The organism is Acinetobacter sp. YH01005 (assembly GCF_013420465.1).
GTDB lineage: Bacteria > Pseudomonadota > Gammaproteobacteria > Pseudomonadales > Moraxellaceae > Acinetobacter > Acinetobacter amyesii.
In genome coordinates this window covers 27,863-51,583 of sequence record NZ_VOYA01000019.1, presented here as the reverse complement: position 1 = coordinate 51,583, position 23,721 = coordinate 27,863, and the positions used below count along the sequence as shown (strand labels likewise).

The following is a 23,721-nucleotide window of genomic DNA, read 5'->3' as shown; positions in this document are numbered from 1 at the left end:
CAAGTTGTTCTTCATAATCTCTTAATGATCTTTCTAACATCTCGTCAATGCTAGAAGCTGGACTTCGATAAACTCAACAACTCAACGCTTCGCGTTTCGTTCGTTTCCGTCTATCTCGTCGGTATGGGGTGCATTCTAGAGCATTTCAGAATCATTGCAACCCCCAATTCACTATATTTTTCACGTATGTATTTTTTATAAGCGTTTTTGCTAAAAAAATTGCACTTTTACCTATTTTTTAAGCATTTTTTATAAATATTTAGCAAATAGTCGATATTTAATTAAGTAAATTTCTTATATCTAGCAAATCTTTTTCAGCGCTTTTAAGTCTAATAAAAGTGACTTTGATTATTTATTAATCATTAGTCTACTTTTCTTCCTCAAAGCACATCATTTTTTTCTGTCATCACACCGATTCAAGCTTCATAGACATTTTTTAGCTTGCATTTTTATATTTACCAACATTCTTTTAACGTTCATATGCTAAATGTTGCATGACTTCCAAGATGACTTGTTGCTTTCCACTGAAATCCTCGGCAGAAAATAGCAGCTTGGCACGCCGAGGGAGTTGTTCTCGTACCAATGCAAATAGTTGGTACTGTGCTGCGATATCCAAATCATGTAATTGTTGCTGCGCCTCACAAAATAATGCTCTTTTATGCTGTGTAGTTTGGTAGTCAAATAAATACCTCAAGATTCGATCAATCTGTTCATCATGATTATCGGTATTGTAATACGCCATGTTGTTGCTCTTTTTTGATTTTTGACCATTGTTCCATAAGGCTTGTTTTTGCAAAAATCATTTTAATTACATGCTTAGTCATTTTTGCTGATAAAAATACAGCCTATTTTATTTGAATAATCACTATTAACGATCACAGTCATAAAAAGCCACTATTTTTGGGCTTTAGACGCATAGAGTGCAGGCTGCGTTTTACGTACACTCTTTTTATTTTTTAGGTGCAGGATGCCAACACAGTTTTTTCCACGCTTATTCTTACTATTAAGCGGATTAGGATTATTGGCTTTTGGTGTCGTACTCTCTATACATTCAAATTTAGGGACATCCCCTATTTCCTCGGTGCCCTACAGCTTTAGCTATATCTTTCCACTCACCGTCGGCACATTAACAGTATTGATGCACATCGTCATGATACTGCTGCAAATGCTGATCTTAAAATCACGCTTTCAGTGGATACAGTGGCTGCAATTACCCGTGGGAATTTTGTTTGGTGCATTTATTGACGGTTTAATGTGGCTCACCCAAGGCTGGAGCATAGAAAGTTACCCACTTCAACTCCTAGCTTGCTTGGCAAGTTGCCTGATTACTGCTTTAGGTGTGAGCTTAGTGGTCAAAGCCAGTCTAGTCCTCTTGGCCGCAGAAGGTCTCTATCAAGCCATTGCTGTTCGTTATCGCCTTGATTTTGGCAACTGTAAAACCTATGGCGACATCCTCTTGGTCAGTATTGCGGTTATCAGCAGTTGGCTGGTCTTACATCAAGTCATCGGAGTCCGTGAAGGCACCATTATTACCGCACTTTTAGTGGGAACATTAGTTAAGCGGATCTTACCTAAATTAAGCTTCATTCAATTTGGCCCTAAGCCCTAAAATAAAACTCAATGAACATTTATCTGAGTAAAGACATTTTAAAGCTCGATTGAATCGGGCTTTTTTCTGGAGCGATTAAAGTCTTTAATACAGAAATAAATGTGATTTTTGAAAGGAATAACTCAATTTTACAAATAAAAAAGGGAAAGATCTCTCCCAAAATCTTTCCCTTAGAATTGAATCTTTAGTCGATCCATCGTGTAGTTATTATAGTTATTTGTTAACTCACTAAAAAAAAGAGTCCCTTGGGGAAGAGACTTATAAAAAGTGGAGTTATCGTTATGTACCCTCTAGATGGCATATATCTCTCTAGATGAATAAATCTTATACATAAAATTCAAGAAATGCAACACATTTGGAAAAATTTAAGTGTTGTTTTTATAAGGTTTTTTTTGAATTTGCTTATTTATATTATTAATATATTAATTGGTAAAAAAAAGCAGGCCGAAGCCTGCTTTTAATTCAATAACTTAACTAAAAATTCAAGAATTTATTAGTCGGTAAAAGTTACTTTTGCGATCGCTTTTTTGCTCGCTTGGATAATCAAAGTTTTGTTTTCTGACACAGCATAACCTGCATCAACCACTTCCCAATCCACTTTCACTGCACCACGACCAATTGCATCTTTTGCTTGAGCTGCATTTTTAGTCAAACCCGCTTCACGCAAAATAGAAGTAATGAAAATCTCACCACCAAATGCGCCACGAGAAATAGTCACTTCTGGTGTACCTTCTGGAAGTTCACCTTCAGTAATCAAGTTGCCTGCACCTTTGTGCGCATTTGCCGCAGCTTCTGCGCCATGGAAACGCTCAACCAATTCAAGTGCAAGAATTTTCTTCACTTCTTGTGGATTACGACCTTCAGCCACTTCTTTAAGTAACTGTTGAATTTCTTCAATCGATTTAAAGCTCAACAAGTCAAAGTAACGTTCGATCAAATCATCTGGCATTGAAAGCACTTTTTGGTACATCGCACCCGGTGCATCAAATACAGCAATATAGTTACCCAAAGATTTAGACATTTTATTTACGCCGTCTAAACCTTCAAGAATTGGCACAGTAATGCACACTTGAGATTCTTGGTCATAACGGCTTTGTAATGTACGACCCATTAGCAAGTTAAAGGTTTGGTCTGTACCACCTAACTCTACATCCGCTTCTAGTGCAACTGAGTCATAACCTTGTACCAATGGATATAAAAATTCGTGAATCGCAATCGGTTGATGGCTGTTATAACGTTTAGTGAAGTCATCACGTTCCAACATACGTGCCACAGTTTGCTGTGAAGCTAACTGAATCAAGTCAGCAGCAGTTTTTTGACCAAACCACTCTGAGTTAAACACAACTTTAGTTTTCGCTGGATCAAGAATCTTAAATACTTGTTCTTGATAAGTTTTAGCATTTTCTAAAACTTTTTCACGAGACAACGGCGGACGCGTAGCGCTCTTACCCGTTGGGTCACCGATCATGGCTGTATAGTCACCAATCAGGAAGTAAACTTCATGACCTAAATCTTGGAAAACTTTTAATTTATTAATCAGAACCGTATGACCTAAATGTAAATCAGGTGCAGTCGGGTCAAAACCCGCTTTAATTTTTAATGGGCGATTCTGCTTTAATTTCTTAAGAAGATCTTCTTCAGAAATAATCTCATGTGTGCCTCGTTGGATGAGGGCAAGTTGTTCTTCAGCCGGCAGGAAATTTGACATCACAAAATCCAAATAGATCAGTTATACAATTTGTGCGATATACTAACACTTTTTCAGCACATTGCAGGCTTAAGAATCATCATGACAGCGATCTACATTGGGGTAATGACCGGCACAAGCATGGATGGTGTCGATATTGTTGCTGCTTCTTTTGATCCTTTAGAGATTCATGCAACGCTCACACTTCCCTTTGACCCAGACCTTCGTGATGAACTGATGGCACTTACTTTGCCTGATGATAACGAAATTGATCGCATGGGTAAGGCAGACGTTGCTTTAGCTCAAATGATCGGTCATGGCATCAATGAATTGATCGAGAAGAATCAGCTAGATCGTAGTCAAATCAAGGCGATTGGCTCACATGGACAAACCATCCGTCATCGCCCAGAACATGGTTTTACCCTACAAATTGGCGACCCCAATATTATTACCGAACTCACTAAAATCCCGGTGATTTCAGACTTCCGCCGCCGTGATATGGCTGCAGGCGGTCAAGGCGCACCTTTAGTTCCTGCGTTTCATCAAGCGCTTTTCCAACATGACACTATTCACCGTGTGATTTTAAACTTGGGTGGCATTGCCAATGTCAGCATGTTACCTGCGGGTAAACCTGAAGATGTCTATGGCTTTGATACAGGTCCAGCTAACATTTTAATGGATGCTTGGTGCGAACGTTATACTGGTCAGCCCTATGATGAAAATGGGAACTGGGCAACTTATGGTCAACCTATTCGCAGTCTGCTCGACCGCTTACAAGCACATGAGTTTTTCTCTAAAGAACCGCCAAAAAGCACAGGTCGTGAAGACTTCAATCTAGAATGGTTAGATGAACAGATTCTCGATTGGCGTGGAGATCTCGAATATGACGAACTCGAAGATACACCAGAAAACATTCAAGCAACCTTAATGAAACTCACCACACGTGCCATTAAAAAAGCCATTTACCGTTCTGATATGGATACTGGTGAAGTCTATGTATGCGGTGGTGGTGCATACAATTCGCACCTATTAGAGCAACTGCGCTGGCGTTTACGTAAACATGAATGGACGGTACAAAGTACCGCCGATTTAGGCTTAAGCCCAACATGGGTGGAAGCCACAGCCTTTGCTTGGTTGGCGATGCGCTTTGTCAATCAGCTTAGTGCAAATTTACCAAGTGTGACTGGTGCTGCTGGCTATCGTATCTTAGGTACAATCACTGCGGTTTAAGAGTCAAAAACATATAAAAAAGGTCTGCAATTGCAGACCTTTTTTATATAGACAAGCTTTTATATATATTGACTACTATATAAAAAGCATAGCTCAAACTTAATTCATCATTGCCTTGGCATGCTCATTACGAAATGCCCGTAAAATCTGCTGTCCCGCTCGACCTGTTGGACTTAAACCCAGTCGATTTTGCTCTTGTCGAATAGCTTGACGGGTTTTATCTCCAATTAATCCATCAACTTTACCAATGTCATAGCCACGGTTAAGTAAAAACTGTTGAATCTCTCGTCGTTCCGCACGTGAAGTCCCAGGATCATCGGTTGGCCATGTCGTACTAAAGCCACCCTTGCCTTGCAAGCGATCGGATAAATGCGCAATCGCTAATGCATAACTCTCTGCCGCATTGTAGCTATAGATTGCATCGAAATTTTTAAACACTAAGAACACAGGCCCACTTGCCCCAACCGGTGCCATTAAACCTGCTTGGCTCGATCCAGAAAGGTTACCTTGAATTAACGGCGTACCATCGGCACGCTGCAAACCACGATTCATCCAGCTGTCTAATGACTTTTTATTACGGCGACTTTCACCACTGATCGACATTCCTTCGGGAATTTTTACTTCAAAGCCCCACGGCTGACCAGTTTGCCAACCACGCTTTTTCAGGAAATTCGCAGTTGAAGCCAACGCATCTGTGGTGCTCGATACCAAATCACGGCGGCTATCACCATCAAAATCCACGGCCAGCTCTTCATAAGTGCTCGGCATAAATTGGGTATGACCAAATGCACCTGCCCACGAACCTTTCAATTGTGATTCATTTAAATCACCACGCTGCAAAATCCGCATGGCAGCAAAAAACTCACCACGGAAATAGCTTTGACGGCGGCCTTCACAACTTAAAGTGCCCAATGACTGTAATAAAGGATAGCTACCCGCAATATCACCAAAATTACTCTCCACACCCCAAACTGCAACCACGGTTTCAGCAGGTACACCATAAGCCGCTGCGACACGGTTTAATACATCACGATGCTGTGCCAATTTCTGCCGACCCAATTGTACACGCTCTTCATCCACCAGACCGGACAAATAGTCCCAAATCGGAGTTGAAAACTCAGGCTGATAGTTGAGCTTTTCAATCACAGAATAATCAGGTGTTAAATTTTGTGTATAACGATCATAAGTGGACGTATTCACACCAGCATTAATCGCTTGCGAGCGCAAATTGGCTAAACAGCCTTGAAAGTTATTTTGTGGTGAAATGCTGCTTGTTGCAGGCATGCTCGACGCATTGACAGACTGACCATTAATAATCAACTCGGCATTTGCCTGAGTTATTGCCAAAAAAGCAGTCCCGAAAACAAATCCTAAGTAATACTTCATACCCTTGATCTTTTTTTGAATTTAAATTGTTGCTTTAACAATAGCAGCTCAAAGCAAAAGTTAAAGGTTCAAAACGTAAATTTAAATTCATAATTTCTACTTATTTAAATTCATTTTTTAAATTTGAATTCAAAAGCAGTTATCCACAACCCAGTTTTAAATTCACTACAAACCAAACAGCGGTTTAAATTTAAATTCAAAACTTTTAAATTTAAAAATAAACTGCATGTAGAAAAAGTTATCCACAAATTCAAAATGGCGTGACAATTCATTTTTTATTGTTGATAATCAAAATATTATAGTTCTTAAAAGACTCTCTTTATAGATCCAATAAGTCTGATCAACTTTTAAATTCAAATTTTTTAAATTTAAACACAGCGAAATGAATTCATTTTTTGAAATTTAAATTCATAAACTTTGAATTCATTGTTTTCGGTATCGGATTTTTTGAATTCAAATTCATGGTTTAAATTTAAAAACACAATTTGAATTCAAAACACATTGGTTATTTTTGATTTTGATTCACACACATCGCAGGCCATTGATACGGAAAAAACCATACGAAGATTCGCGCAGAATATTTATAAACGAACGAACACTTTATGATCAATAGTTTCTTGTCGTTTCACCGATAAGCGGTGTGATTTTGCAAAGAGGCGCAATGATGCCCGAACTACAGCGATAAAAAAAGCGGCCATGTGCATGACCGCTTTTTTATCATTCAAACTCAGGTTTAAATGGTCATATCTTCGCTAAGTGCCAGTGGATTCGGCAAAATTTTCGCCAAAGCACGACATAAAGCTGTTAATTCAGCAGTATCATTCGGCATTAAAGTGATGTGACCGATTTTGCGGCCTTCACGCTCTGTTTTGTTATACAGATGCAAATGCGCGCCATTCAGTGCCAATACATCTTCAGATTTCGGATGTTGACCAATGATGTTTACCATGACCGTTGGACGAACAACTTCAGTCGAACCCAAAGGTAGGCCTGCTACAGCACGAATGTGGTTTTCAAATTGTGAACACACTGCGCCTTCAATCGACCAATGCCCCGAGTTATGCACACGTGGCGCCATTTCATTGGCATATAAGCCTTTATCTGTCACAAACAGCTCTAGCGTCAAAACACCGACATAATTCAAATGATTGAGCAGGCGAGTAATGTAGTCTTGCGCAACTGGTTGTAAGTCTGCGCTGTTTGGCGCAGGCACAATCGAATGCGACAAAATGCCGTTGTGGTGGTGGTTTTCCGCCAATGGCCATGTTTTCACATCACCGTCTTGACCACGCACCGCAATAATTGAGACTTCACGTGAGAAGGTTACAAAGCTTTCCGCAATCAATTCACCAGCAGGGCCCAGTTCAGCCCATGCTTGATCCATTTGCTCAGCGCTACGTAGCACGAATTGGCCTTTACCATCATAACCGCCACGCGATGTTTTCAGTACGATGGGTAAACCCAGCTCAGCAACAGCGGCTTCCAAACTCTCTAAAGACGTCACAGCCTTATAGGGTGCAACTGGAATAGCCAACTCATCAAACAAGGCTTTTTCAGACAAACGATGCTGTGCAATCGCTAAAGCTTGGCGCGGTGGGTGCAATGCTTTATTCTTGGTCAACACATCAACATCTGCTAACGGAGTATTTTCAAACTCTAAGCTGAAAACATCTGCGCTCTGAATGAAATCTTGCAAACCATTTTCAGCTTGAGTCGAAATCACTGGACCCAGTGCTGCAGAAGGGCACTCAGTACTCGCTTCAAAGAAGGTGCATTGAATGTTTAAAGGCAATGCCGCTTGCGCCATCATGCGACCAAGCTGGCCACCACCAAAAATACCAATGGTTTTATCCATGAGAAATGCCCCTTAATTAAGCTTGACCCGGAATATTTTTACTCGCCACTTTATCGGTTTGCGCAGCACGGAAATCTGCAACATTTTTTGCGATTTCAGGACGCGTTAAACCTAAAATTTGTGCCGCCATGATCGCTGCATTGGTCGCACCCGCTGGGCCAATCGCCAAAGTACCAACTGCAATACCTGCTGGCATTTGCACGATAGACAGCAATGAATCCACGCCGTTTAAAATTGATGATTTTACCGGTACACCAAGTACAGGTAGGTCAGTCTTGGCTGCACACATACCTGGTAAATGCGCTGCACCGCCAGCACCGGCAATAATCACTTGAATACCACGATCACGTGCGGTTTCAGCATATTCGAATAATCGATCTGGAGTTCGGTGTGCAGATACAACTTCCGCTTCAAATGGGACGCCAAGCTGTTTCAGCATATTGGCAGTGTTTTCTAGAGTTGCCCAATCCGATTGAGAACCCATAATAATTCCAACGAGAGGAGTGTCTTGTGAAGCGGCCGCATTCATTGCAATGTTTCCAGAGATTAAAGTAAGAGAGAGTAAATCTCGACTAGAGCCAAGCTTTAATAAGAGCCCCGTATTATAGACTGAAAATTCATCTCATTGACATCCTCACCCCCTTAAAAGAGGGTGATTCCTACAGCTAGACGCTTATGCCCAAGCGCAAGAATGTTTAGAGCTGAGTTTATATCTCGATCATGAGCTGTACCACAGCTCATGCACTCCCATTCTCTTATTCCAAGATCTGTCTTACCTTTTGGACTACTTGAGGTGATCTCACCGCAGCACGAACAGATTTGGGTGGTATAGGCTTCTTGGACTTCTTCAAACAATACGCCTGCGTTCTCGCATTTATACTTGAGCATTGTTTTTAGTGCAGAAAATCCTGTATCCAAAACAGATTTTGCCATTTTGGTTTTTACTAATTTTTTAGCACTCAAGTCACCTACAATAATCAATGCATTTTCATTCACAAGCTTGGTGCTTGCTTTATGCAAATGATCTTTTCGACTATTTGCAATCTTGGCGTGTAATGCACGAACACGCTTCTTATTCCTGGCTCTCTGAGCAATACCTAATTTCTGCTCATATTTTCGATAGAATTTTGGATTTGAAATTACTGTGCCATCAGAACAGGTGGCAATATCTTTTAAGCCTAGATCAATACCAATCGCTTTGGTTGCTGTCGATTTATCTTGCTTAGGCGATTCAACAACAAGACATACATACCAACGCCCACGGCTATCCTCTACAAATGAACCTGTTTTTAACGTGTATTTGCTTAATCCGTAGCTATCCCAAAGCTTAAATTGGTGTTTTCCATACTGGACATATCCATTGGCATATTTGATAGCCACCTTTTTAAAGGGAATCCATCCCAAAGAGCGCCTTGCTGATTTTTTATTGCTGACACGCCATTTCAGCTTTGCCTTTTTAAATTGCTTTCTTCGGGTGACTAATTCTTCAGTTACAGCTTGAATGGTTTGACTATGTAAATTACATTCTTTGGATGTGCCTTTCGTATATTTGGCAATATCAAAAGCAGAGAGAAATTCACCTTTCCGCTTCAAATGCCTAAACCCTAAATCATTGACATAATTCCAGACGAAGTTCACTTCTGATGCTAGTTGGTCTAACACCTTGCAATGTTTGTCTTTTATACGTAATTTAAGGGTTTTCATGTACTTATATTAACAATCAAAACTCAAGGAAAATAGTCCTTAGTTAAATCAAACGACACTTCATGTCGTGTCGCTTATATCTCTGACCTGAAGGACAGAGTTTTACGCTCCATTTGATAAAATTTAACGGTTGTCTTTAAAGAGAAAACTCCATAATATTTTTATAAAATTATTTTTATTTTTTTCAATTTTATAAAAACTTTTATTAAATCAATATTTATAAGACACTTTAAAGATGAAACAGATCTTCATCCTGCTCACTTTAGCCTTAAGCTCTCAGAGTTTTGCCCAACTGGTTCAACTCAATACCAGCCAATTTGAAATAGAATTTAACCTCTTACAGAAACAAAAAGGCTATAACAGCCAGATTAAGAGTAATGGCTACATCCACGAAAAATTTTTAGTCACTGGCAAATCGATCATTGATGAACGTGAGTCGGTCAAGATGACAGGCTATTACAAAGCAGATGATGGCCGTGATAAAATGTATTCAATTTCAGAATATCGTGTAGCTATGTTTTTGCACTCATGAACTTTGAAGCAGACGGTCAAATGACTGTACTGACCAGTGAGAGTGATTATGCCTTTGACTATGAAGATCCCACTCCAAGAGACCGTGAGTTTAGTAAAGTCCTCAAAAATGCCTGCAAACACGCCTCACTTAAATGATCGGACCCATGCGGCATCGGATCAGTTAAGCACTGCGAAACACGAAATAGACACACCCAAAAAGGCATAAACCTGCCCACAAATAGTCCAATTTAAAGGGCTGTTTAAAAAGGAAAATCATAAATGGAATGAAGACCAATAGCGTCACGACTTCTTGTGTGATTTTCATTTGACCCAATGACCACCCATGTTTGGCCAACAGTCGCGTTGCTGGAATCATAAAACTGTATTCGAGTAACGCGATCGCCCATCCAAATAAAATCGCTTGCCAAAGCGGCGCATCATGTAAAAACTTCAAATGCCCATACCAGGCCAAAGTCATAAAACAGTTGGAAATAATCAATAAAAACAGGGCAAGTGACATAAGCAATCAAGATCGCAAAAAATTGCGCTTATTGTACGTTTTTCATCACAATTTCGCGCCTATTTTCCGTGTTTTTATCCTCAAGAAAATCACACACATTTGATCAGTTACGAGCTCAATCTTTTTGTACGATCTCATACAAAAAAATCTATCTTTTCGCTAAGACCCTTGCTATGGTTGCTCTCAAATGAAATTAACCTTTTCAACCAAATCTATAATGACAACACCACAATAACAAAGTGATGTGTCGGTAAAAGCAGTGGAGTTAGAACGAATGCATCTGCATATCTTGGGTATTTGTGGCACCTTTATGGGTTCATTGGCGCTCTTGGCGCGCGATTTAGGACATAAGGTCACGGGTTCAGACCAAAACGTTTACCCACCAATGTCTACCCAATTGGAAAATGCAGGCATTACCTTAATGCAAGGCTATGACCGTAGCCACCTTCAACCACACCCAGATCTCGTGATTGTCGGCAATGCAATGAAACGTGGCATTGATGCAGTGGAATACATGCTGAACGAAGGCCTGCCTTATATTTCTGGCCCACAGTTCCTTGCAGACCACGTGCTACAAGGCAAACATGTCTTAGGTGTTGCAGGCACCCATGGTAAAACGACAACAACGACCATGCTCGCTTGGGTCCTCGATCAAGCAGGTTTAGAACCAGGCTTTTTGATTGGCGGTGTGCCATTGGGTTTCACTGAGAGTGCACGTTTAGGCGGTGGAAAATACTTCTGTGTAGAAGCCGATGAATACGATTCTGCATTCTTCGACAAACGTTCGAAGTTCGTGCATTATCATCCAAAAACGGCGATTTTAAATAACCTTGAATTTGACCATGCCGATATCTTCGACAACTTGGCGGCGATTCAAAAACAATTCCATCATCTAGTGCGTACTATTCCAAGTGAAGGCCGTATCATTGCGCCCATCACAGAGACAAATATTGATGAAGTCTTGGAAATGGGCTGCTGGACACCTGTAGTGCGTACATCTTTAGATGCCAATGAAAAGTCTGAACTGTATGCAGAGCAATTGTCTGCTGATGGTTCACATTTCAAAGTACTGCAACATGGTGTCGTGAAAGGCGAAGTCAAATGGAATATGACTGGGCAACACAGTGTAGCCAATGCTTTGGCAACCATTGCTGCAGCTGAACATGTCGGTGTTTCGATTGAAACGGCGTGTGAAGCGCTTTCAAACTTTGGTGGTGTAAAACGTCGTATGGAGCTTTTGGGCACAATCCGTGGCATTGAAGTGTATGACGACTTTGCACATCACCCAACGGCGATTGATACCACGTTAGAAGGTGCGCGTAAGCGTCTGGGTCAACGTAAGCTTTGGGCGGTAATCGAACCACGTTCTAACACCATGCGCATGGGTAGCCATAAAGATGGCCTTGCACATTCTGCACGCTTAGCGGATGAAGTGATTTGGTATCAACCTGAAGGTTTGGATTGGGATCTACAGCCTGTGATTGAAGCTGCTACGAATAAAGCTGTGGTGGCTCGTTCACTGGATGACATCATTCAAACTATCGTAAGCGAGGCAGGCGAGGGCGATGCTGTGGTGATTATGTCGAATGGCGGTTTTGGTGGTTTACATCAGAAGTTGATCAGTGCATTAAAAGCCTAAACCCACTAGATAAAATAAAAAAAAGCCCGCTGCGCGGGCTTTTTTTTATTCACACTCAGCTTAAAAATAATGCTGATAGCCTCGGTTTTTATAGCCTAAATCCAGCTTAACCGGCTGTTCAACATTCTCTAATCTTAACAATGTCGTTAAAAACGCCTGAATTTGTTCTAGATTGAGCACGTCGGGTTGAAAGCTTGAATATCCAAAGCGCTGAAACAAACTAGCAATTTCACTATGTCGGTTGACATATTTCATCGACCATTTTGAAAAATCGATTTGATCAATAGTTTGATCAGGATAACGCACAATATCCCGATGCCGCGTATCTTGCATAATATGCTGAAAAAGCTGTTCGAGTGCCGCTTGCTCACCTTGCAGGCATTGGAAGAACCGGCCTTCGGCATAGTACAGCACGCCAAAAATATTTTTTTCAGTATTAAAGCTGCGGGCTCTCACCAAAATATCACTTAAATCTTGTATTAAATCAAATTGTTGTTCTACACGTGTACTGGCATAACAGAGTTGTATCATTGTGTTTATTCTTAAAGTATTTGCACGATTTTAACGTAGAAATCGCTACAGAATGAGTAAAATATTTGTATATTTTTTAATCAAATGTGCTTTTTAACTTACAACACAAAACCAAGATCACGTATACCGATATCACCTTCATTTTTTTAAACTTATACATATTAAAACAATGAAATTATTTCCATTTGAAGATGAATAAAGAGGCCGACCATGCTTAAAAATTTACTCATTTTTTTATCGATCACTTGTGTATATTTTGCTGCCTTGATCATACTGAATAATTTTGGCGTTTCAGATTTTTTTAATGTCGTTATTTGCTCATTTATTTTAGGAATAACACTGCGCACCGTGATTCCTCACTATCTTATTTATTTACTAATGATGATGACCATTGGCAGTATTTATTTCGTGCTGAATGATTTTGCTTTATTAAATATCATGTGTTTAAGCTTGGTTTTAGGAATATTGATCTGCTCGATTTTGTTACAATTGTGGCCACATATCGTCAAAACACCATCAACGGTGTTGAAACTCAAGCTCAATTGAGCACAAAGCAGTTTTTAAATTTTCATACTGATAAAACGCCCGCATCGCGGGCTTTTTTAGGCTTGAACATCGGCTAATGTCTTGTCTCGGCGAAACATCACCTCTACATAAGAACAGGTTGGAATAATTATTAAGTGTTTCTCACGAGCGAATTCCACCAAATGATCCAATAGTACACGAGCAACCCCTTGCCCACGCAATGAATCATCTACCCACGTGTGATTTGCCACAATGGTATGTTCATCACGCCATAGATAACTCATTTCTGCAAGGCGTACACCCTCAGCATTTAACTGAAAAAATTCACCTTTTTGACCATTATCTTGATGTTGCATAGTCACTGTTTTTTCTTCCTTTTTATGAAAAAATACACCGTGTAACAAACGAGAAAGTGATTGGTACAGAACTTAAACAACCTATATTCAACTGTAGGTGATAATAAATCCGTACACCTTTCACATTAATTAAAAAACAATTAAATCACACTTGCCGGATATTTTTATTATGGACCTTTATCTTGTCGCTATCTTTGTATTACTGATTGCTGCAGCATGCTTGGTTGTATCGCTGTATAAATCACGATCTTAATTCAATTTCATAGCTAGATTTCAAATAAAAACAGCCTGATTGCAATACGATCAGGCTATTTTTATTTATCCAAATGATTAATCTACATCACGCTATACAATTTAGCGTAGAACATCACGAATCGATTCATCTTTATCAAATACAGATTTTGCAAAAGGGCAGAGTGGAATAATTTTCACGTTCTTTTCCCGAGCAAAATTCACTGCTGCATCGAGGAGATGTCGTCCAACACCTTGTCCTCGCAAGCTGTCACTGACATCGGTATGATCAATAATAAATTTATCATCGCCTGCCCATGAGTAAGTCATCTCTGCCAAACGCTCCCCATCTTGCTCAACAAAGAAAGCTCCTTTTTTTTGATCATCATCTTGTTGTACAAACATCTTAAATTTCCTCCATTTTTTTATAAATTGGCATGTAATGCAGGTCAACTCTGTTGTTTTTGTATTAATTTAAACCGCATGCACGGGGCTTAAATCTGTTCCTGCTCGTGTATAGAGCATAGTAAAATAAGCCACTTTATTTATTTGAAGACACTCATGTCTGCCTCTCCCTCCGAAACGGCTTCTTCTGGCTCTTGGACGGCTGTGATTGCTTTGGCTTTCGCAGCATTTATTTTTAATACCACTGAATTTGTACCTGTCGCGTTGCTCAGCGATATTGGCAAAACCTTTAGCTTAGCCGCAACCGATGTCGGTATCATGATTACGCTGTATGCATGGGTGGTTGCGCCGATTTCTTTGCCGATCATGTTATTGACCAAAAATATTGAACGTCGCTCGCTCCTGATTTGTTTATTTATAGTGTTTATTATCAGCCATGTTCTGTCGTATTTCGCATGGAGCTTTAATACCTTATTGCTCAGTCGAATCGGCATTGCCTTCTCACATGCACTTTTTTGGTCAATTACTGCATCGCTGGCGGTTCGTGTTGCACCGAAAGGCAAAGAATTTCAAGCCTTGGGGCTTTTGGCCACAGGCACGGCTTTGGCGATGGTTCTCGGTATTCCGTTTGGGCGTATGGTTGGAGAAGTCTATGGTTGGCGAAATACCTTTGCTCTGATTGGCATTGGCGCCAGTATCGTTTGCCTGATTTTAGCCAAAACGCTGCCAATACTGCCGAGTTTGAACTCAGGTTCGCTGAGCAGCCTAAAACAGTTTATTCGCCGTCCAAGCTTAATAATGGTCTTTGCATTAACCATTATCGTAATTAGCGCGCAATTTACCGCATATAGCTATATCGAACCGTTCTCACTCAACATTGCTGCATTCAGTTCCATGCAAACTACCACGTTGTTATTAATCTTTGGTGCTGCAGGCTTTCTGGGATCTTATCTCTTTGGGAAATTTGGTGGGAAATATCCTAAAGTTGCAATTCCTTTGAGTACAGCCACACTGGCTTTATCCATGCTGCTGTTGCTTCCTGTTTCTTTGAGTTTTGCAGGTGTGAGTGCGGTGTGCTTATTGTGGGGCATGAGTATCATTGGATTTAGTCTCGCATTACAGTCAAAGACGCTGCATCTCGCATCCGATGCCACAGATGTCGCCATGGCTATCTATTCAGGACTTTATAATGTCGGCATTGGCGGTGGCGCACTCTTGGGCGGCATGGTCAGCGTACATTTCGGTTTGAGCTATATTGGCGTGATCGGAGGAATCATCGCGGTGATCGGCACACTTTTAGCCTTAGCGTTGGTACAACGTGGTGATTTTAATCCTCCCATGGCACATTAAATGAATTCGCAAATTGCTGATTGCACTTTGAACTAAAAACTGTCATGCTTTGCCGCATATTTGGACAGTGTCCAAAACAAAATTTGAACAAGGGGAGTAGCCTCCTCCAAACGTAAACCTTGTTTTACGTGTCAGAATATCGTCATTACACTTTGCAAAAAGTCGGTATCTGAGCATCGCTGCTGAAAATCATTACAGTACGATGTAGGCAAGACCTTGATCATGTTGTCTCAGGCGTTTTATTTCGTCTGGCAACTGGTCGAGGTTTTTTTATGGCTGGTTGTTAGATGTGGAGAATACACATGGAAACGATTGGCTCATTATGGCTATATCTGGCATTTTTCGGTTTAGTCACCATCATGCTACTCATCGACTTTTTAGGCTTTAAAAATAACAAAGGCCAAGAAATCAAAGTCAAAACCGCTGCCTATTGGAGTATTGCATGGGTCTCTCTGGCTACCTTATTCGGTGGTGCACTGTGGCTCTACTTACAGCAAACCGCTGGTGTTGCTGTTGCAAACACCAAAGTCATGGAATATTTCGCTGGTTATCTGCTCGAAAAATCACTCGCAATTGATAACGTTTTTGTCTGGCTCATGATTTTTGCTGCTTTTGCCATTCCACCTGCTTTGCAGCGTAAACTGTTGCTCTACGGTGTCCTCGGCGCAATTGTACTGCGTACCATCTTTATTTTTATTGGGGCATGGTTCGTTCAAGAATTCTCTTGGGTACTGTACTTCTTCGGTGCATTCCTAGTGTATACCGGCTTTAAATTCCTTAAAGGCCAAGACGAAGAAGATAAAGATATCGAAGATATGGCGATTTTGAAGTGGCTACGTAAACACATGCGTATTACTCCTCAAATGCATGAAGATAAATTCTTCGTTCGTCAAAATGGTGTCTTGTGGGCAACGCCGCTCTTTTTAGTGTTGATCTTGGTTGAAGCATCGGACGTCATTTTTGCGGTGGACTCAATCCCAGCAATCTTTGCAGTTACCTCTGACCCATTCATTGTACTGACTGCAAACTTAATGGCGATTTTAGGTCTACGTGCTATGTTCTTCCTCTTATCCGGTGCTGCATCAAAAATGCATTACTTACCATATGGTCTGGGCATTATCCTGGTATTTATTGGCGCTAAGATGCTGTTGCTCGATGTGTTCCACATGCCAATTTGGATTTCACTCGGCTTTATTGTGGTGACCTTAACCATCACCGCGTGGTTATCGATCCGACACAGCAAGAAGTACCATGAAACCATGCTTTAAAACACTTAGATGATTAAAAGCCTTCTTTCGAGAAGGCTTTTTTTATTCTGTAGCAAAGTCATGAGCTAAGCTTCAGGCGTCATCAAGAGTTTGAGTTTCGGCCAGCGGTGTAAAAATTGTTTTTGCTGCACACGCTGCAAAAAAGTCGCCTGACTGACTAAACGTGGGTTCCAGCGGACATTTAATTCAAATAAATCATCTAAGCCCAAAGGAGCAATCAGCTGTATTTGCTGTTGATCATCCAATTTAACAGCGATGGCAGTAGCAGTTTCTGGCCACAACGATAGGGCATGCTCAATCGACTTGAGCGCCTGTATCGGCTCACCATTTTCCAAGCGATACCACTGGTGTACTGTCGCTTGGTTGGTAACATCCCAATGAATGTGAGGAAAATTCAACTGCATCTGTTGTTGGATCTTGTGACCCTGTGTTCCATCATCATTTTCAGCATAATAAATCACATCCACTTCTGTGCCTTCCAGTACATAGAGTTGTTGATGTCGCTGTGACCAAATCAAATTACGAACCACGCCTGCGGCCAAATAAGCCTGTGTATCTATGGCATACAGGGCATGTAAAATGTGCATGATGCCTTGATGCTGAAGCAGGTTATGCTTTAATTGGTCTGAATAGCTCATGTTCACTAAAGGGTTCATTATCGTTTTTTAAAGGGCGCTCTTGAGATCAATATAGCAAGCGTTGCGACTCATGGTCTTTATTCATTCATCGATGTAATGTATACAGCTCAATGCTTTTGTATTATTCAAATCAAATACAATGAACAAAAAAACAGAATCACTCATAAACAGTTGTTCTATTTTTTAGAACACATTTTCACAATTACTCTAACGGTATTTTGAACCAAATTGGGCTACAATCAACCGAAAAAATTCTAAACTGCAGGTATGTCATGTCTTCTGTTATCGCATCTACCGCGATCCGTGGTCGCTTTCTAGATATTCAGAATACAGTTGCCCAAGCACGTGAAATTCACGACCAAGTGCGCTATTTCGAAGATGGTTTGCTGATTACGCAAGCCGGAAAAATTCAATGGTTCGGTCCATGGTCTGAGGGACAACATCATCTCCCAGATCAGGTTGACGTACAGCATTATTCCGATCAATTGATTGTTCCGGGTTTCATCGATACCCATATTCATTATCCACAAACGGAAATGATGGGGGCTTATGGTGAACAACTGCTGGAATGGCTTGATACTTATACCTTCCCAACCGAAATCCAATTTGAAGATCCGGCTTATGCAGAGCAAATTGCACAGTTCTTTGTAAACGAGTTACTCAAAAACGGAACCACAACAGCTCTTGTTTTTTGTACCGTTCATCCACAATCGGTCGATGCTTTATTTAAAGCTGCAGAACAGCATCAGATGCGCTTAATTGCCGGTAAAGTGATGATGGATCGACATGCACCTGAAGCATTATGTGACACTGCAGAGAGTGGCTATAACGACTCCAAAGCACTGATTGAGAAGTGGCATGGCAAGGGCCGTAACCTGTATGCCATCACGCCTCGCTTTGCCCCAACCTCAACGCCTGAACAATTGGCACGGGCAGGGGAGCTAAAAGCCGAGTATCCTGATGTCTATGTACATACGCATTTAAGTGAAAATAAAAATGAAATCGCGTGGGTCAAATCATTATTCCCTGAGCAAAACGGCTATTTAGACGTTTATCATCATTATGGTCTGACCGGATCACGTTCCGTGTTTGCGCACTGCGTGCATTTAGAAGATGCCGAATGGGACTGTATGCATCAGACCAACTCTGCCATTGCGTTTTGTCCCACCTCGAACTTGTTCTTAGGCAGTGGGTTATTTCCATTAAAGACAACATGGGAAAAACAGGTGAAAGTCGGCTTAGGTACAGACATTGGTGCAGGCACTTCATTTAACCAACTGCAAACCATCAATGAGGCCTACAAAGTTCAGCAACTTCAAGGCGATAAACTGTCCGCATTTGAAGCGCTGTACCATGCCACTTTAGGTGGAGCAAAAGCCTTAGACCTAGAGGACAAACTTGGAAACTTTGATTTGGGCAAAGAAGCAGATTTTGTGGTGCTCGATTTAAAAGCCACTGCGCTACAAGCCCTACGTCAACAACGTGCCAAAAATCTGGAAGATGCTTTATTTGCTCTGATGCTGATGGGTGATGATCGTAATATCCATGCCACCTATGTGTTTGGACAATGTGCGTATGTCAAAGCATAAAACGGCTCGACCGAGACGAAAAACAGCGTTGAAAATTGGACTGATTGCCGTCGCTTGTCTGTGCTTACTCAAGCGTGACAGCACTTCCAAGAAAAACTGATTACATTTTCAACGGCAAAAAAGATGCATCTGCGAGCCAGATGTATTAAAATTGGTTCATCTTTAGAGGTGTTGCAAGTCAACACCTTTTTTATTTTTTGATTTGCTTTTTTAGGTATCTACCCATGTCTGTTCAAATGAGCGTACTGATTTCCACTGAAGAAATTCAAGCTAAAGTGAAAGAGCTTGGCGCAAAAATTGATGCACACTATGCTAACAGCGACAAAGAGTTGGTGTTAATCGGTCTTTTACGCGGTTCTGTTATTTTTATGGCTGACCTTTGCCGCGCAATTTCAAAACCGCATGAACTCGACTTCATGACCGTTTCAAGTTATGGCAGTGGGACCGTATCTACTCGTGATGTAAAAATCTTAAAAGACTTAGACGGCGACATTAAAGATAAAGATGTCTTGGTGGTTGAAGATATTATCGATTCAGGAAATACCTTAAGCAAAGTTTTAGAAATTTTACAGACGCGCAATCCAAATTCAATCGAGCTTTGTACTTTGGTTAGCAAGCCTTCACGTCGTGAGATTGAACTCGAAGTGAAATTTTTAGGTTTTGAAGTCGAAGATAAATTTATCGTAGGTTATGGTCTGGACTATGATCAAAAATATCGTCACATTCCATTTATTGGCGAAATTGGTCTCTAAGCAAGATCAGATACTTAAGAGTGGCCGAAGGCCACTTTTTTTTTACTTTTCTTGCTATTTCAGAACAAAAAAACAACAGTTTTTTGCATGTTTAGGCTGTAGCTCAGCTTAGTTTTGATTAAAGATAAAGATTGAACATGTCGTAAAAAACAAATACATGATAACAAAAGGAGAGTTACTATGTGGTCACTCATTGTTGCGATTGTTGTTGGTTTTATTGCTGGTTTAATTGCACGTGCGATCCATCCTGGAGATGACAAAGCCGGTTTCATCATGACCACCATTCTCGGGATAGCAGGTTCCTTACTTGCGACCTATGGCGGACGTTTATTAGGTCTGTATGGAGAAAATTCTGCTGCAGGATTTATCGCTTCCGTCATTGGTGCGATCATCGTGTTGTTTATCTATAACCTTGTAACGAAAAAAAACCGCGTCTAATTTTTATAGCGCCATTAAAATACCCGCCTGTAGACGGGTATTTTTTTATTTATATTTTATTCATGCCGTACAGCTGAAATTATTTGATCTCTTTTAACATCGATTCTAATTCAGCAGCAGGGTAAGCACCGGTTAAAATCGAACCATTAGCAAACACAATTCCCGGTGTACCATTTAATTTTAAGCTTTTTGCTAATTTTAAATTTCGCTCAATCGGGTTTGCACAGCTTTTCGCTGACTTCGGTTGAATTCCCTTATTGATTAAATTATTCCAGGCCATAGCAGGGTTTGACTCACAAAAAATCTGCTTCGATGGCGCCAACGACTGTGGTTTTATCGCTGTGACAAAAGTATAAATGGTCACATCATTGAGTTTTGCCAGTTCTACTTCAAGCTTCTTACAATATGGGCAATTTGGGTCAGAAAAGATCGCGATTTGGCGCTTCCCATTCCCCCTGACTGTTTTAATCGCATCTTGTAATGGAAGTTTATTCCACTCAGTTTTTTGCTGACTGAGGATCAATTGTTTGGTCAGATTTTTTTGATCTTTTAAACGAATCATAGAACCTGCGATCACATAATCCGCATTTTCACTCAAATACAAAACTTGATCTTCAACAAAGCCACTATATATGCCCGGCATTTCGGTACTTTGAATATTTTCAATTTTTAAACTGGGGTGCTTTTCTGCCAAGAGCTTTTGAACCTGTGCCGCATCTGCTAAAGCAAAAGTCGAAAGGGTGGTACTCAACGCCAACGCACATACTTTTTTCAACATAGACAGAACTTCAACATTTAATTGATTGAGCATTCTAAGCCCTAACGTGTGAAAGTTTTGGGCTTTTTTCAGTTCATTACGCAATAGCTACATGCCGTTTCACGTGGAACATATTAAGCTGCATCAGGTGAATTAATTTCAACAGACACATGTACAATTTCTTCATGAATCGACAGCGCTTGACGCACTTCATCTGCGCTCAATGCCTGACTGGTTTCTAAGGCCACAATACATGAAAACTGACCTTTACCCACTTTCCATACATGTAAATCAGTTACATCGACGTCGACAGGCAATTGCATTAAAACTTCTCGAATCTCATCAACGACAGGGTGATCCATTTCCGCATCCAGTAATGTTTGTCCTGTTTCTTTCATCAAGCCAATGGCCCACTTACCGACAAGCACTGCACCAACAATCCCCAATAGCGCATCTAAAAATCCCCAACCCATCCATTTTCCGGCAAATAAAGCCACAATCGCCAATATCGAAGTCACCGCATCAGCAACCACATGCATGAAGGCTGCTTTCTGATTGAGGTCGTGATGATGATCATGCTGCTCCTCATGGCTATGATGGTGATGGTGATGGTGATGGTGATGGTGATGGTGATGGTGATGGTGATGGTGATGGTCATCATGCAATAACCAAGCACAGATCAAGTTCACCACCAGACCTAAAATCGCAATAGGGATTGCTTCGTTATAATGAATTTGGACCGGGTTGAATAAGCGTTCCACCGAATGAAAAGCCATAAATGCAGCAACGACCATCAATAATATCGCGCTGCTATAGCCCGCTAAAATTTCAATTTTCCAAGTTCCAAAGCTAAAACGAGCGTCTTGGGCATAGTGGCGTGCCGCACGATAGGCAAAATAGGCCAAGCCTAATGCCAACATATGTGAACTCATATGCCAGCCATCTGCCAATAATGCCATCGAATTAAAAATCCATCCGCCAATGACTTCTAACAACATCATGACTGCCGTTAAAATAGTGGCAATTAAGATCCGTTTTTGTGCGAGTGGATTACCTTCATCAAATTGATGATGATGAATTCGGATGGATGGGGAAGTTTTCATTAGGTTCTATGCTTAAATATACTCCCCCATAGTATATTTATTTTCGGGAGAAAGTGTTGAGTCATTTACATCAGGACAAAAAGATTTTAAATCGGGTTAAACGTCTACAAGGTCAGGTCAATGCGGTTGAACTGGCTTTACAGCAACCCGAAGCAGGGTGTATCGAGGTTTTACAACAGGTTGCGGCCATCAAAGGTGCTGTAAATGGATTAATGAATGAATTAATCGAAGCACATTTACGCCATCATGTATTACCTCAAGATGTTGAAATCAATGAAGCAGAACTGGAAGAATTTGTCAAACTGCTTAAACGCTATGGATAAAGTTACAACTGCGATTTGACCATGGAAAACAATCGGCATTAAACTGAGTCCATATATTCTTCTTTCTCATACAGCACAATATTGCCCCTATTGACTGTACCTCTGCGACTTTAAAATGACCGCATCTCCCTCTTGGCGACCGTTTATCATGGTGAGCCTTGCACTCTGTATGGGCACTATTGGTACAGCGCTAGCTAGTCCTCTGTATCCCATTTATCAACAACTTTGGGGGCTGCTGCCGAGTCATATCACCTATATCTTTGTTGCCTACATGTTTGGTTGCCTAGCGACCTTGCTGTTTTTAGGTCGTACCAGTAACAGTTTTGGTTTTTTAAGAACCCTGCAAATCGGTATGGCGTGCATCATCTTAGGTTTAAGCTTGTCGGTATTTGCCAGTAATGCGCTGTGGTTATCTATCGGGCGCTTTATTATCGGCATTGCCTCGGGTTTAATCAGCACATCAGCCATGCCCGGCTTGGTCTATACCATCCCTGAACAGCATAAAAATAATGCACCGCAACTGAGTTCAATTATTACCGTGATTGGTTTTGGTCTTGGCCCATTTATTGGTGGGGTGATTGCCCAATTTTCGGAACAGCCTTTAGTCACCCCTTATATCCCTGTGATCTTTGGTGGTTTAGCGTGTTTAATAGGGTTGTTTTTTATTCGCACACCGAATTTTGAGCCACAGCCTTTTTCAGTGGCACCACATTTGGAATTGCCTGAAAAGCGTGATCATTCACGATTTTATATCGCAGGACTGACTGCCTTTTGTGCCTTTGGCTCTTTTAGCTTATTTGCATCACTCGCACCCTCTTTCGTCAAAGATGCGATCCCATGGCATGGGCCTTTGGTCAGTGGTAGTGCCATTGCGAGTATCTTGCTGGTTTCTGCAGTCGTGCAATTTATGGCGAAATCAATTTCTTCTGCAAAATGTGTCAATGCCGGCTTGATGGTGTTAATACTGAGCTATGCGCTCCTTGCGCTATGTATGACCCAACACTGGAGTGCATTGTTTTTTATTAGCGATATTTTAGTGGGTGTCGGTCATGGTCTGGGGCTTTTAGGCGCATTTGGCTTAGTTCATCAAATGACCAACAATCAAAACCGTGCTGCGGTGATCTCGACCTATTTATTTATTGGATATCTAGGCACCATTATTCCAATTATTGCAGCCGGCTATTTATCTGATCATTTTGGTTTAATCACAGGGGTACTGGGCTTTTGTATTGGTGTCGGCTTGCTGTGTTTATATTTACTGTATCAAAATTTATCGATGAAGAAATTTACAGTATGAAACCCTTAGATACGA

Annotated in this window: 26 protein-coding genes; 12 read left to right on the top strand and 14 right to left on the bottom strand. The window is 40.9% G+C overall.

The window, feature by feature from the left end:
• Positions 1-469: 469 nt before the first annotated feature.
• On the bottom strand, positions 470-742 hold the full coding sequence (locus FTT72_RS12785) for a hypothetical protein (RefSeq protein ID WP_180042222.1): 273 nt from the start codon (positions 740-742) through the stop codon (positions 470-472).
• Positions 743-967: 225 nt separating this feature from the next.
• Here FTT72_RS12785 and FTT72_RS12780 point away from each other — a divergent pair, with 225 nt between their 5' ends.
• Positions 968-1,609, top strand: coding sequence for a YitT family protein (locus FTT72_RS12780; protein WP_180178493.1), 642 nt, complete (start codon positions 968-970; stop codon positions 1,607-1,609).
• A gap of 493 nt (positions 1,610-2,102) precedes the next feature.
• On the opposite strand, the gene tyrS is transcribed toward FTT72_RS12780, so the two are convergent.
• Entirely contained in the window at positions 2,103-3,335 is a 1,233-nt protein-coding gene (tyrS, locus tag FTT72_RS12775) for a tyrosine--tRNA ligase (protein WP_171262600.1), read from the bottom strand.
• A gap of 63 nt (positions 3,336-3,398) precedes the next feature.
• On the opposite strand from tyrS, the gene FTT72_RS12770 reads away from it, so the two are divergent.
• On the top strand, positions 3,399-4,526 hold the full coding sequence (locus tag FTT72_RS12770; RefSeq protein ID WP_180178492.1) for an anhydro-N-acetylmuramic acid kinase: 1,128 nt from the start codon (positions 3,399-3,401) through the stop codon (positions 4,524-4,526).
• 99 nt (positions 4,527-4,625) lie between these two features.
• On the opposite strand, the gene FTT72_RS12765 is transcribed toward FTT72_RS12770, so the two are convergent.
• From FTT72_RS12765 to FTT72_RS12750, 4 genes are all read right to left on the bottom strand, one after another.
• Positions 4,626-5,912, bottom strand: a complete 1,287-nt coding sequence (locus FTT72_RS12765; protein ID WP_180178491.1) for a lytic murein transglycosylase — start codon at positions 5,910-5,912, stop codon at positions 4,626-4,628.
• Between the two features lie 733 nt (positions 5,913-6,645).
• The gene (locus FTT72_RS12760; RefSeq protein ID WP_180064151.1) at positions 6,646-7,767 is read right to left on the bottom strand and encodes a 5-(carboxyamino)imidazole ribonucleotide synthase; all 1,122 of its coding nucleotides are present in this window, start codon (positions 7,765-7,767) and stop codon (positions 6,646-6,648) included.
• 16 nt (positions 7,768-7,783) lie between these two features.
• Complete coding sequence (gene purE, locus FTT72_RS12755) at positions 7,784-8,296, bottom strand: 5-(carboxyamino)imidazole ribonucleotide mutase (protein WP_078189531.1); 513 nt, start codon at positions 8,294-8,296, stop codon at positions 7,784-7,786.
• Between the two features lie 113 nt (positions 8,297-8,409).
• Positions 8,410-9,471, bottom strand: coding sequence for an RNA-guided endonuclease TnpB family protein (locus tag FTT72_RS12750; protein WP_180178490.1), 1,062 nt, complete (start codon positions 9,469-9,471; stop codon positions 8,410-8,412).
• 235 nt (positions 9,472-9,706) lie between these two features.
• On the opposite strand from FTT72_RS12750, the gene FTT72_RS12745 reads away from it, so the two are divergent.
• Both FTT72_RS12745 and FTT72_RS16325 read left to right on the top strand, forming a co-directional pair.
• On the top strand, positions 9,707-10,003 hold the full coding sequence (locus FTT72_RS12745) for a hypothetical protein (protein ID WP_227591842.1): 297 nt from the start codon (positions 9,707-9,709) through the stop codon (positions 10,001-10,003).
• Positions 10,000-10,140 carry a hypothetical protein gene (locus FTT72_RS16325; protein ID WP_227591843.1) on the top strand — a complete coding sequence of 47 codons (141 nt, stop codon included), beginning with the start codon at positions 10,000-10,002 and terminating at the stop codon, positions 10,138-10,140. The genes FTT72_RS12745 and FTT72_RS16325 overlap by 4 nt, the downstream gene beginning before the upstream one ends.
• 25 nt (positions 10,141-10,165) lie before the next feature.
• On the opposite strand, the gene FTT72_RS12740 is transcribed toward FTT72_RS16325, so the two are convergent.
• Positions 10,166-10,504 carry a DMT family protein gene (locus FTT72_RS12740; protein ID WP_180178489.1) on the bottom strand — a complete coding sequence of 113 codons (339 nt, stop codon included), beginning with the start codon at positions 10,502-10,504 and terminating at the stop codon, positions 10,166-10,168.
• A gap of 274 nt (positions 10,505-10,778) precedes the next feature.
• On the opposite strand from FTT72_RS12740, the gene mpl reads away from it, so the two are divergent.
• Entirely contained in the window at positions 10,779-12,143 is a 1,365-nt protein-coding gene (gene mpl, locus FTT72_RS12735) for a UDP-N-acetylmuramate:L-alanyl-gamma-D-glutamyl-meso-diaminopimelate ligase (protein ID WP_180178488.1), read from the top strand.
• Positions 12,144-12,203: 60 nt separating this feature from the next.
• On the opposite strand, the gene FTT72_RS12730 is transcribed toward mpl, so the two are convergent.
• The 4 genes from FTT72_RS12730 to FTT72_RS12715 form a co-directional block, all read right to left on the bottom strand.
• Positions 12,204-12,674, bottom strand: coding sequence for a BLUF domain-containing protein (locus FTT72_RS12730; RefSeq protein WP_180178487.1), 471 nt, complete (start codon positions 12,672-12,674; stop codon positions 12,204-12,206).
• Between the two features lie 161 nt (positions 12,675-12,835).
• Positions 12,836-13,021: a hypothetical protein gene (locus FTT72_RS12725; protein ID WP_180005551.1), complete on the bottom strand. Its 186-nt coding sequence runs from the start codon at positions 13,019-13,021 to the stop codon at positions 12,836-12,838.
• A 255-nt stretch (positions 13,022-13,276) separates the two neighbouring features.
• Entirely contained in the window at positions 13,277-13,603 is a 327-nt protein-coding gene (locus tag FTT72_RS12720) for a GNAT family N-acetyltransferase (protein WP_257225408.1), read from the bottom strand.
• 306 nt (positions 13,604-13,909) lie between these two features.
• Positions 13,910-14,215 (bottom strand): GNAT family N-acetyltransferase, encoded by a 306-nt coding sequence (locus tag FTT72_RS12715; RefSeq protein WP_347269446.1) that lies wholly within the window; start codon positions 14,213-14,215, stop codon positions 13,910-13,912.
• Between the two features lie 132 nt (positions 14,216-14,347).
• Here FTT72_RS12715 and FTT72_RS12710 point away from each other — a divergent pair, with 132 nt between their 5' ends.
• Both FTT72_RS12710 and FTT72_RS12705 read left to right on the top strand, forming a co-directional pair.
• Positions 14,348-15,541, top strand: coding sequence for a sugar transporter (locus tag FTT72_RS12710; protein ID WP_180060004.1), 1,194 nt, complete (start codon positions 14,348-14,350; stop codon positions 15,539-15,541).
• A gap of 302 nt (positions 15,542-15,843) precedes the next feature.
• On the top strand, positions 15,844-16,809 hold the full coding sequence (locus tag FTT72_RS12705; RefSeq protein ID WP_180178486.1) for a TerC family protein: 966 nt from the start codon (positions 15,844-15,846) through the stop codon (positions 16,807-16,809).
• Between the two features lie 65 nt (positions 16,810-16,874).
• Here the strand turns inward: FTT72_RS12705 and FTT72_RS12700 are convergent, their stop codons facing one another.
• Complete coding sequence (locus FTT72_RS12700; protein ID WP_257233434.1) at positions 16,875-17,447, bottom strand: nucleotidyltransferase family protein; 573 nt, start codon at positions 17,445-17,447, stop codon at positions 16,875-16,877.
• Between the two features lie 272 nt (positions 17,448-17,719).
• Between FTT72_RS12700 and guaD the strand changes: the two genes are divergently transcribed.
• The 3 genes from guaD to FTT72_RS12685 all read left to right on the top strand — a co-directional run bounded on the left by guaD (position 17,720) and on the right by FTT72_RS12685 (position 20,226).
• Positions 17,720-19,036, top strand: a complete 1,317-nt coding sequence (guaD, locus tag FTT72_RS12695) for a guanine deaminase (protein ID WP_180178484.1) — start codon at positions 17,720-17,722, stop codon at positions 19,034-19,036.
• Between the two features lie 224 nt (positions 19,037-19,260).
• Entirely contained in the window at positions 19,261-19,788 is a 528-nt protein-coding gene (gene hpt, locus FTT72_RS12690) for a hypoxanthine phosphoribosyltransferase (RefSeq protein WP_180178483.1), read from the top strand.
• A gap of 180 nt (positions 19,789-19,968) precedes the next feature.
• Complete coding sequence (locus FTT72_RS12685; protein WP_180005556.1) at positions 19,969-20,226, top strand: GlsB/YeaQ/YmgE family stress response membrane protein; 258 nt, start codon at positions 19,969-19,971, stop codon at positions 20,224-20,226.
• 79 nt (positions 20,227-20,305) lie between these two features.
• On the opposite strand, the gene FTT72_RS12680 is transcribed toward FTT72_RS12685, so the two are convergent.
• Positions 20,306-21,004: a DsbC family protein gene (locus FTT72_RS12680; protein WP_180178496.1), complete on the bottom strand. Its 699-nt coding sequence runs from the start codon at positions 21,002-21,004 to the stop codon at positions 20,306-20,308.
• A 113-nt stretch (positions 21,005-21,117) separates the two neighbouring features.
• Positions 21,118-22,086 carry a CDF family Co(II)/Ni(II) efflux transporter DmeF gene (gene dmeF, locus FTT72_RS12675; protein ID WP_180178482.1) on the bottom strand — a complete coding sequence of 323 codons (969 nt, stop codon included), beginning with the start codon at positions 22,084-22,086 and terminating at the stop codon, positions 21,118-21,120.
• A gap of 56 nt (positions 22,087-22,142) precedes the next feature.
• Between dmeF and FTT72_RS12670 the strand changes: the two genes are divergently transcribed.
• Positions 22,143-22,409 carry a metal/formaldehyde-sensitive transcriptional repressor gene (locus FTT72_RS12670; RefSeq protein ID WP_180009138.1) on the top strand — a complete coding sequence of 89 codons (267 nt, stop codon included), beginning with the start codon at positions 22,143-22,145 and terminating at the stop codon, positions 22,407-22,409.
• 115 nt (positions 22,410-22,524) lie between these two features.
• The gene (locus tag FTT72_RS12665) at positions 22,525-23,706 is read left to right on the top strand and encodes an MFS transporter (RefSeq protein WP_257233433.1); all 1,182 of its coding nucleotides are present in this window, start codon (positions 22,525-22,527) and stop codon (positions 23,704-23,706) included.
• The last annotated feature ends 15 nt before the right edge of the window (positions 23,707-23,721 follow it).

What these genes read in the sequence shown, in the direction of transcription:
- FTT72_RS12785 (WP_180042222.1), bottom strand. Translation starts at nt 742, where the DNA reads ATGGCGTATTACAATACCGATAATCATGATGAACAGATTGATCGAATC.
- FTT72_RS12780 (WP_180178493.1), top strand. Translation starts at nt 968, where the DNA reads ATGCCAACACAGTTTTTTCCACGCTTATTCTTACTATTAAGCGGATTA.
- FTT72_RS12770 (WP_180178492.1), top strand. Translation starts at nt 3,399, where the DNA reads ATGACAGCGATCTACATTGGGGTAATGACCGGCACAAGCATGGATGGT.
- FTT72_RS12765 (WP_180178491.1), bottom strand. Translation starts at nt 5,912, where the DNA reads ATGAAGTATTACTTAGGATTTGTTTTCGGGACTGCTTTTTTGGCAATA.
- FTT72_RS12760 (WP_180064151.1), bottom strand. Translation starts at nt 7,767, where the DNA reads ATGGATAAAACCATTGGTATTTTTGGTGGTGGCCAGCTTGGTCGCATG.
- purE (WP_078189531.1), bottom strand. Translation starts at nt 8,296, where the DNA reads ATGAATGCGGCCGCTTCACAAGACACTCCTCTCGTTGGAATTATTATG.
- FTT72_RS12750 (WP_180178490.1), bottom strand. Translation starts at nt 9,471, where the DNA reads ATGAAAACCCTTAAATTACGTATAAAAGACAAACATTGCAAGGTGTTA.
- FTT72_RS12745 (WP_227591842.1), top strand. Translation starts at nt 9,707, where the DNA reads ATGAAACAGATCTTCATCCTGCTCACTTTAGCCTTAAGCTCTCAGAGT.
- FTT72_RS16325 (WP_227591843.1), top strand. Translation starts at nt 10,000, where the DNA reads ATGAACTTTGAAGCAGACGGTCAAATGACTGTACTGACCAGTGAGAGT.
- FTT72_RS12740 (WP_180178489.1), bottom strand. Translation starts at nt 10,504, where the DNA reads ATGTCACTTGCCCTGTTTTTATTGATTATTTCCAACTGTTTTATGACT.
- mpl (WP_180178488.1), top strand. Translation starts at nt 10,779, where the DNA reads ATGCATCTGCATATCTTGGGTATTTGTGGCACCTTTATGGGTTCATTG.
- FTT72_RS12730 (WP_180178487.1), bottom strand. Translation starts at nt 12,674, where the DNA reads ATGATACAACTCTGTTATGCCAGTACACGTGTAGAACAACAATTTGAT.
- FTT72_RS12710 (WP_180060004.1), top strand. Translation starts at nt 14,348, where the DNA reads ATGTCTGCCTCTCCCTCCGAAACGGCTTCTTCTGGCTCTTGGACGGCT.
- FTT72_RS12705 (WP_180178486.1), top strand. Translation starts at nt 15,844, where the DNA reads ATGGAAACGATTGGCTCATTATGGCTATATCTGGCATTTTTCGGTTTA.
- FTT72_RS12700 (WP_257233434.1), bottom strand. Translation starts at nt 17,447, where the DNA reads ATGAGCTATTCAGACCAATTAAAGCATAACCTGCTTCAGCATCAAGGC.
- guaD (WP_180178484.1), top strand. Translation starts at nt 17,720, where the DNA reads ATGTCTTCTGTTATCGCATCTACCGCGATCCGTGGTCGCTTTCTAGAT.
- hpt (WP_180178483.1), top strand. Translation starts at nt 19,261, where the DNA reads ATGTCTGTTCAAATGAGCGTACTGATTTCCACTGAAGAAATTCAAGCT.
- FTT72_RS12685 (WP_180005556.1), top strand. Translation starts at nt 19,969, where the DNA reads ATGTGGTCACTCATTGTTGCGATTGTTGTTGGTTTTATTGCTGGTTTA.
- FTT72_RS12680 (WP_180178496.1), bottom strand. Translation starts at nt 21,004, where the DNA reads ATGTTGAAAAAAGTATGTGCGTTGGCGTTGAGTACCACCCTTTCGACT.
- dmeF (WP_180178482.1), bottom strand. Translation starts at nt 22,086, where the DNA reads ATGAAAACTTCCCCATCCATCCGAATTCATCATCATCAATTTGATGAA.
- FTT72_RS12665 (WP_257233433.1), top strand. Translation starts at nt 22,525, where the DNA reads ATGACCGCATCTCCCTCTTGGCGACCGTTTATCATGGTGAGCCTTGCA.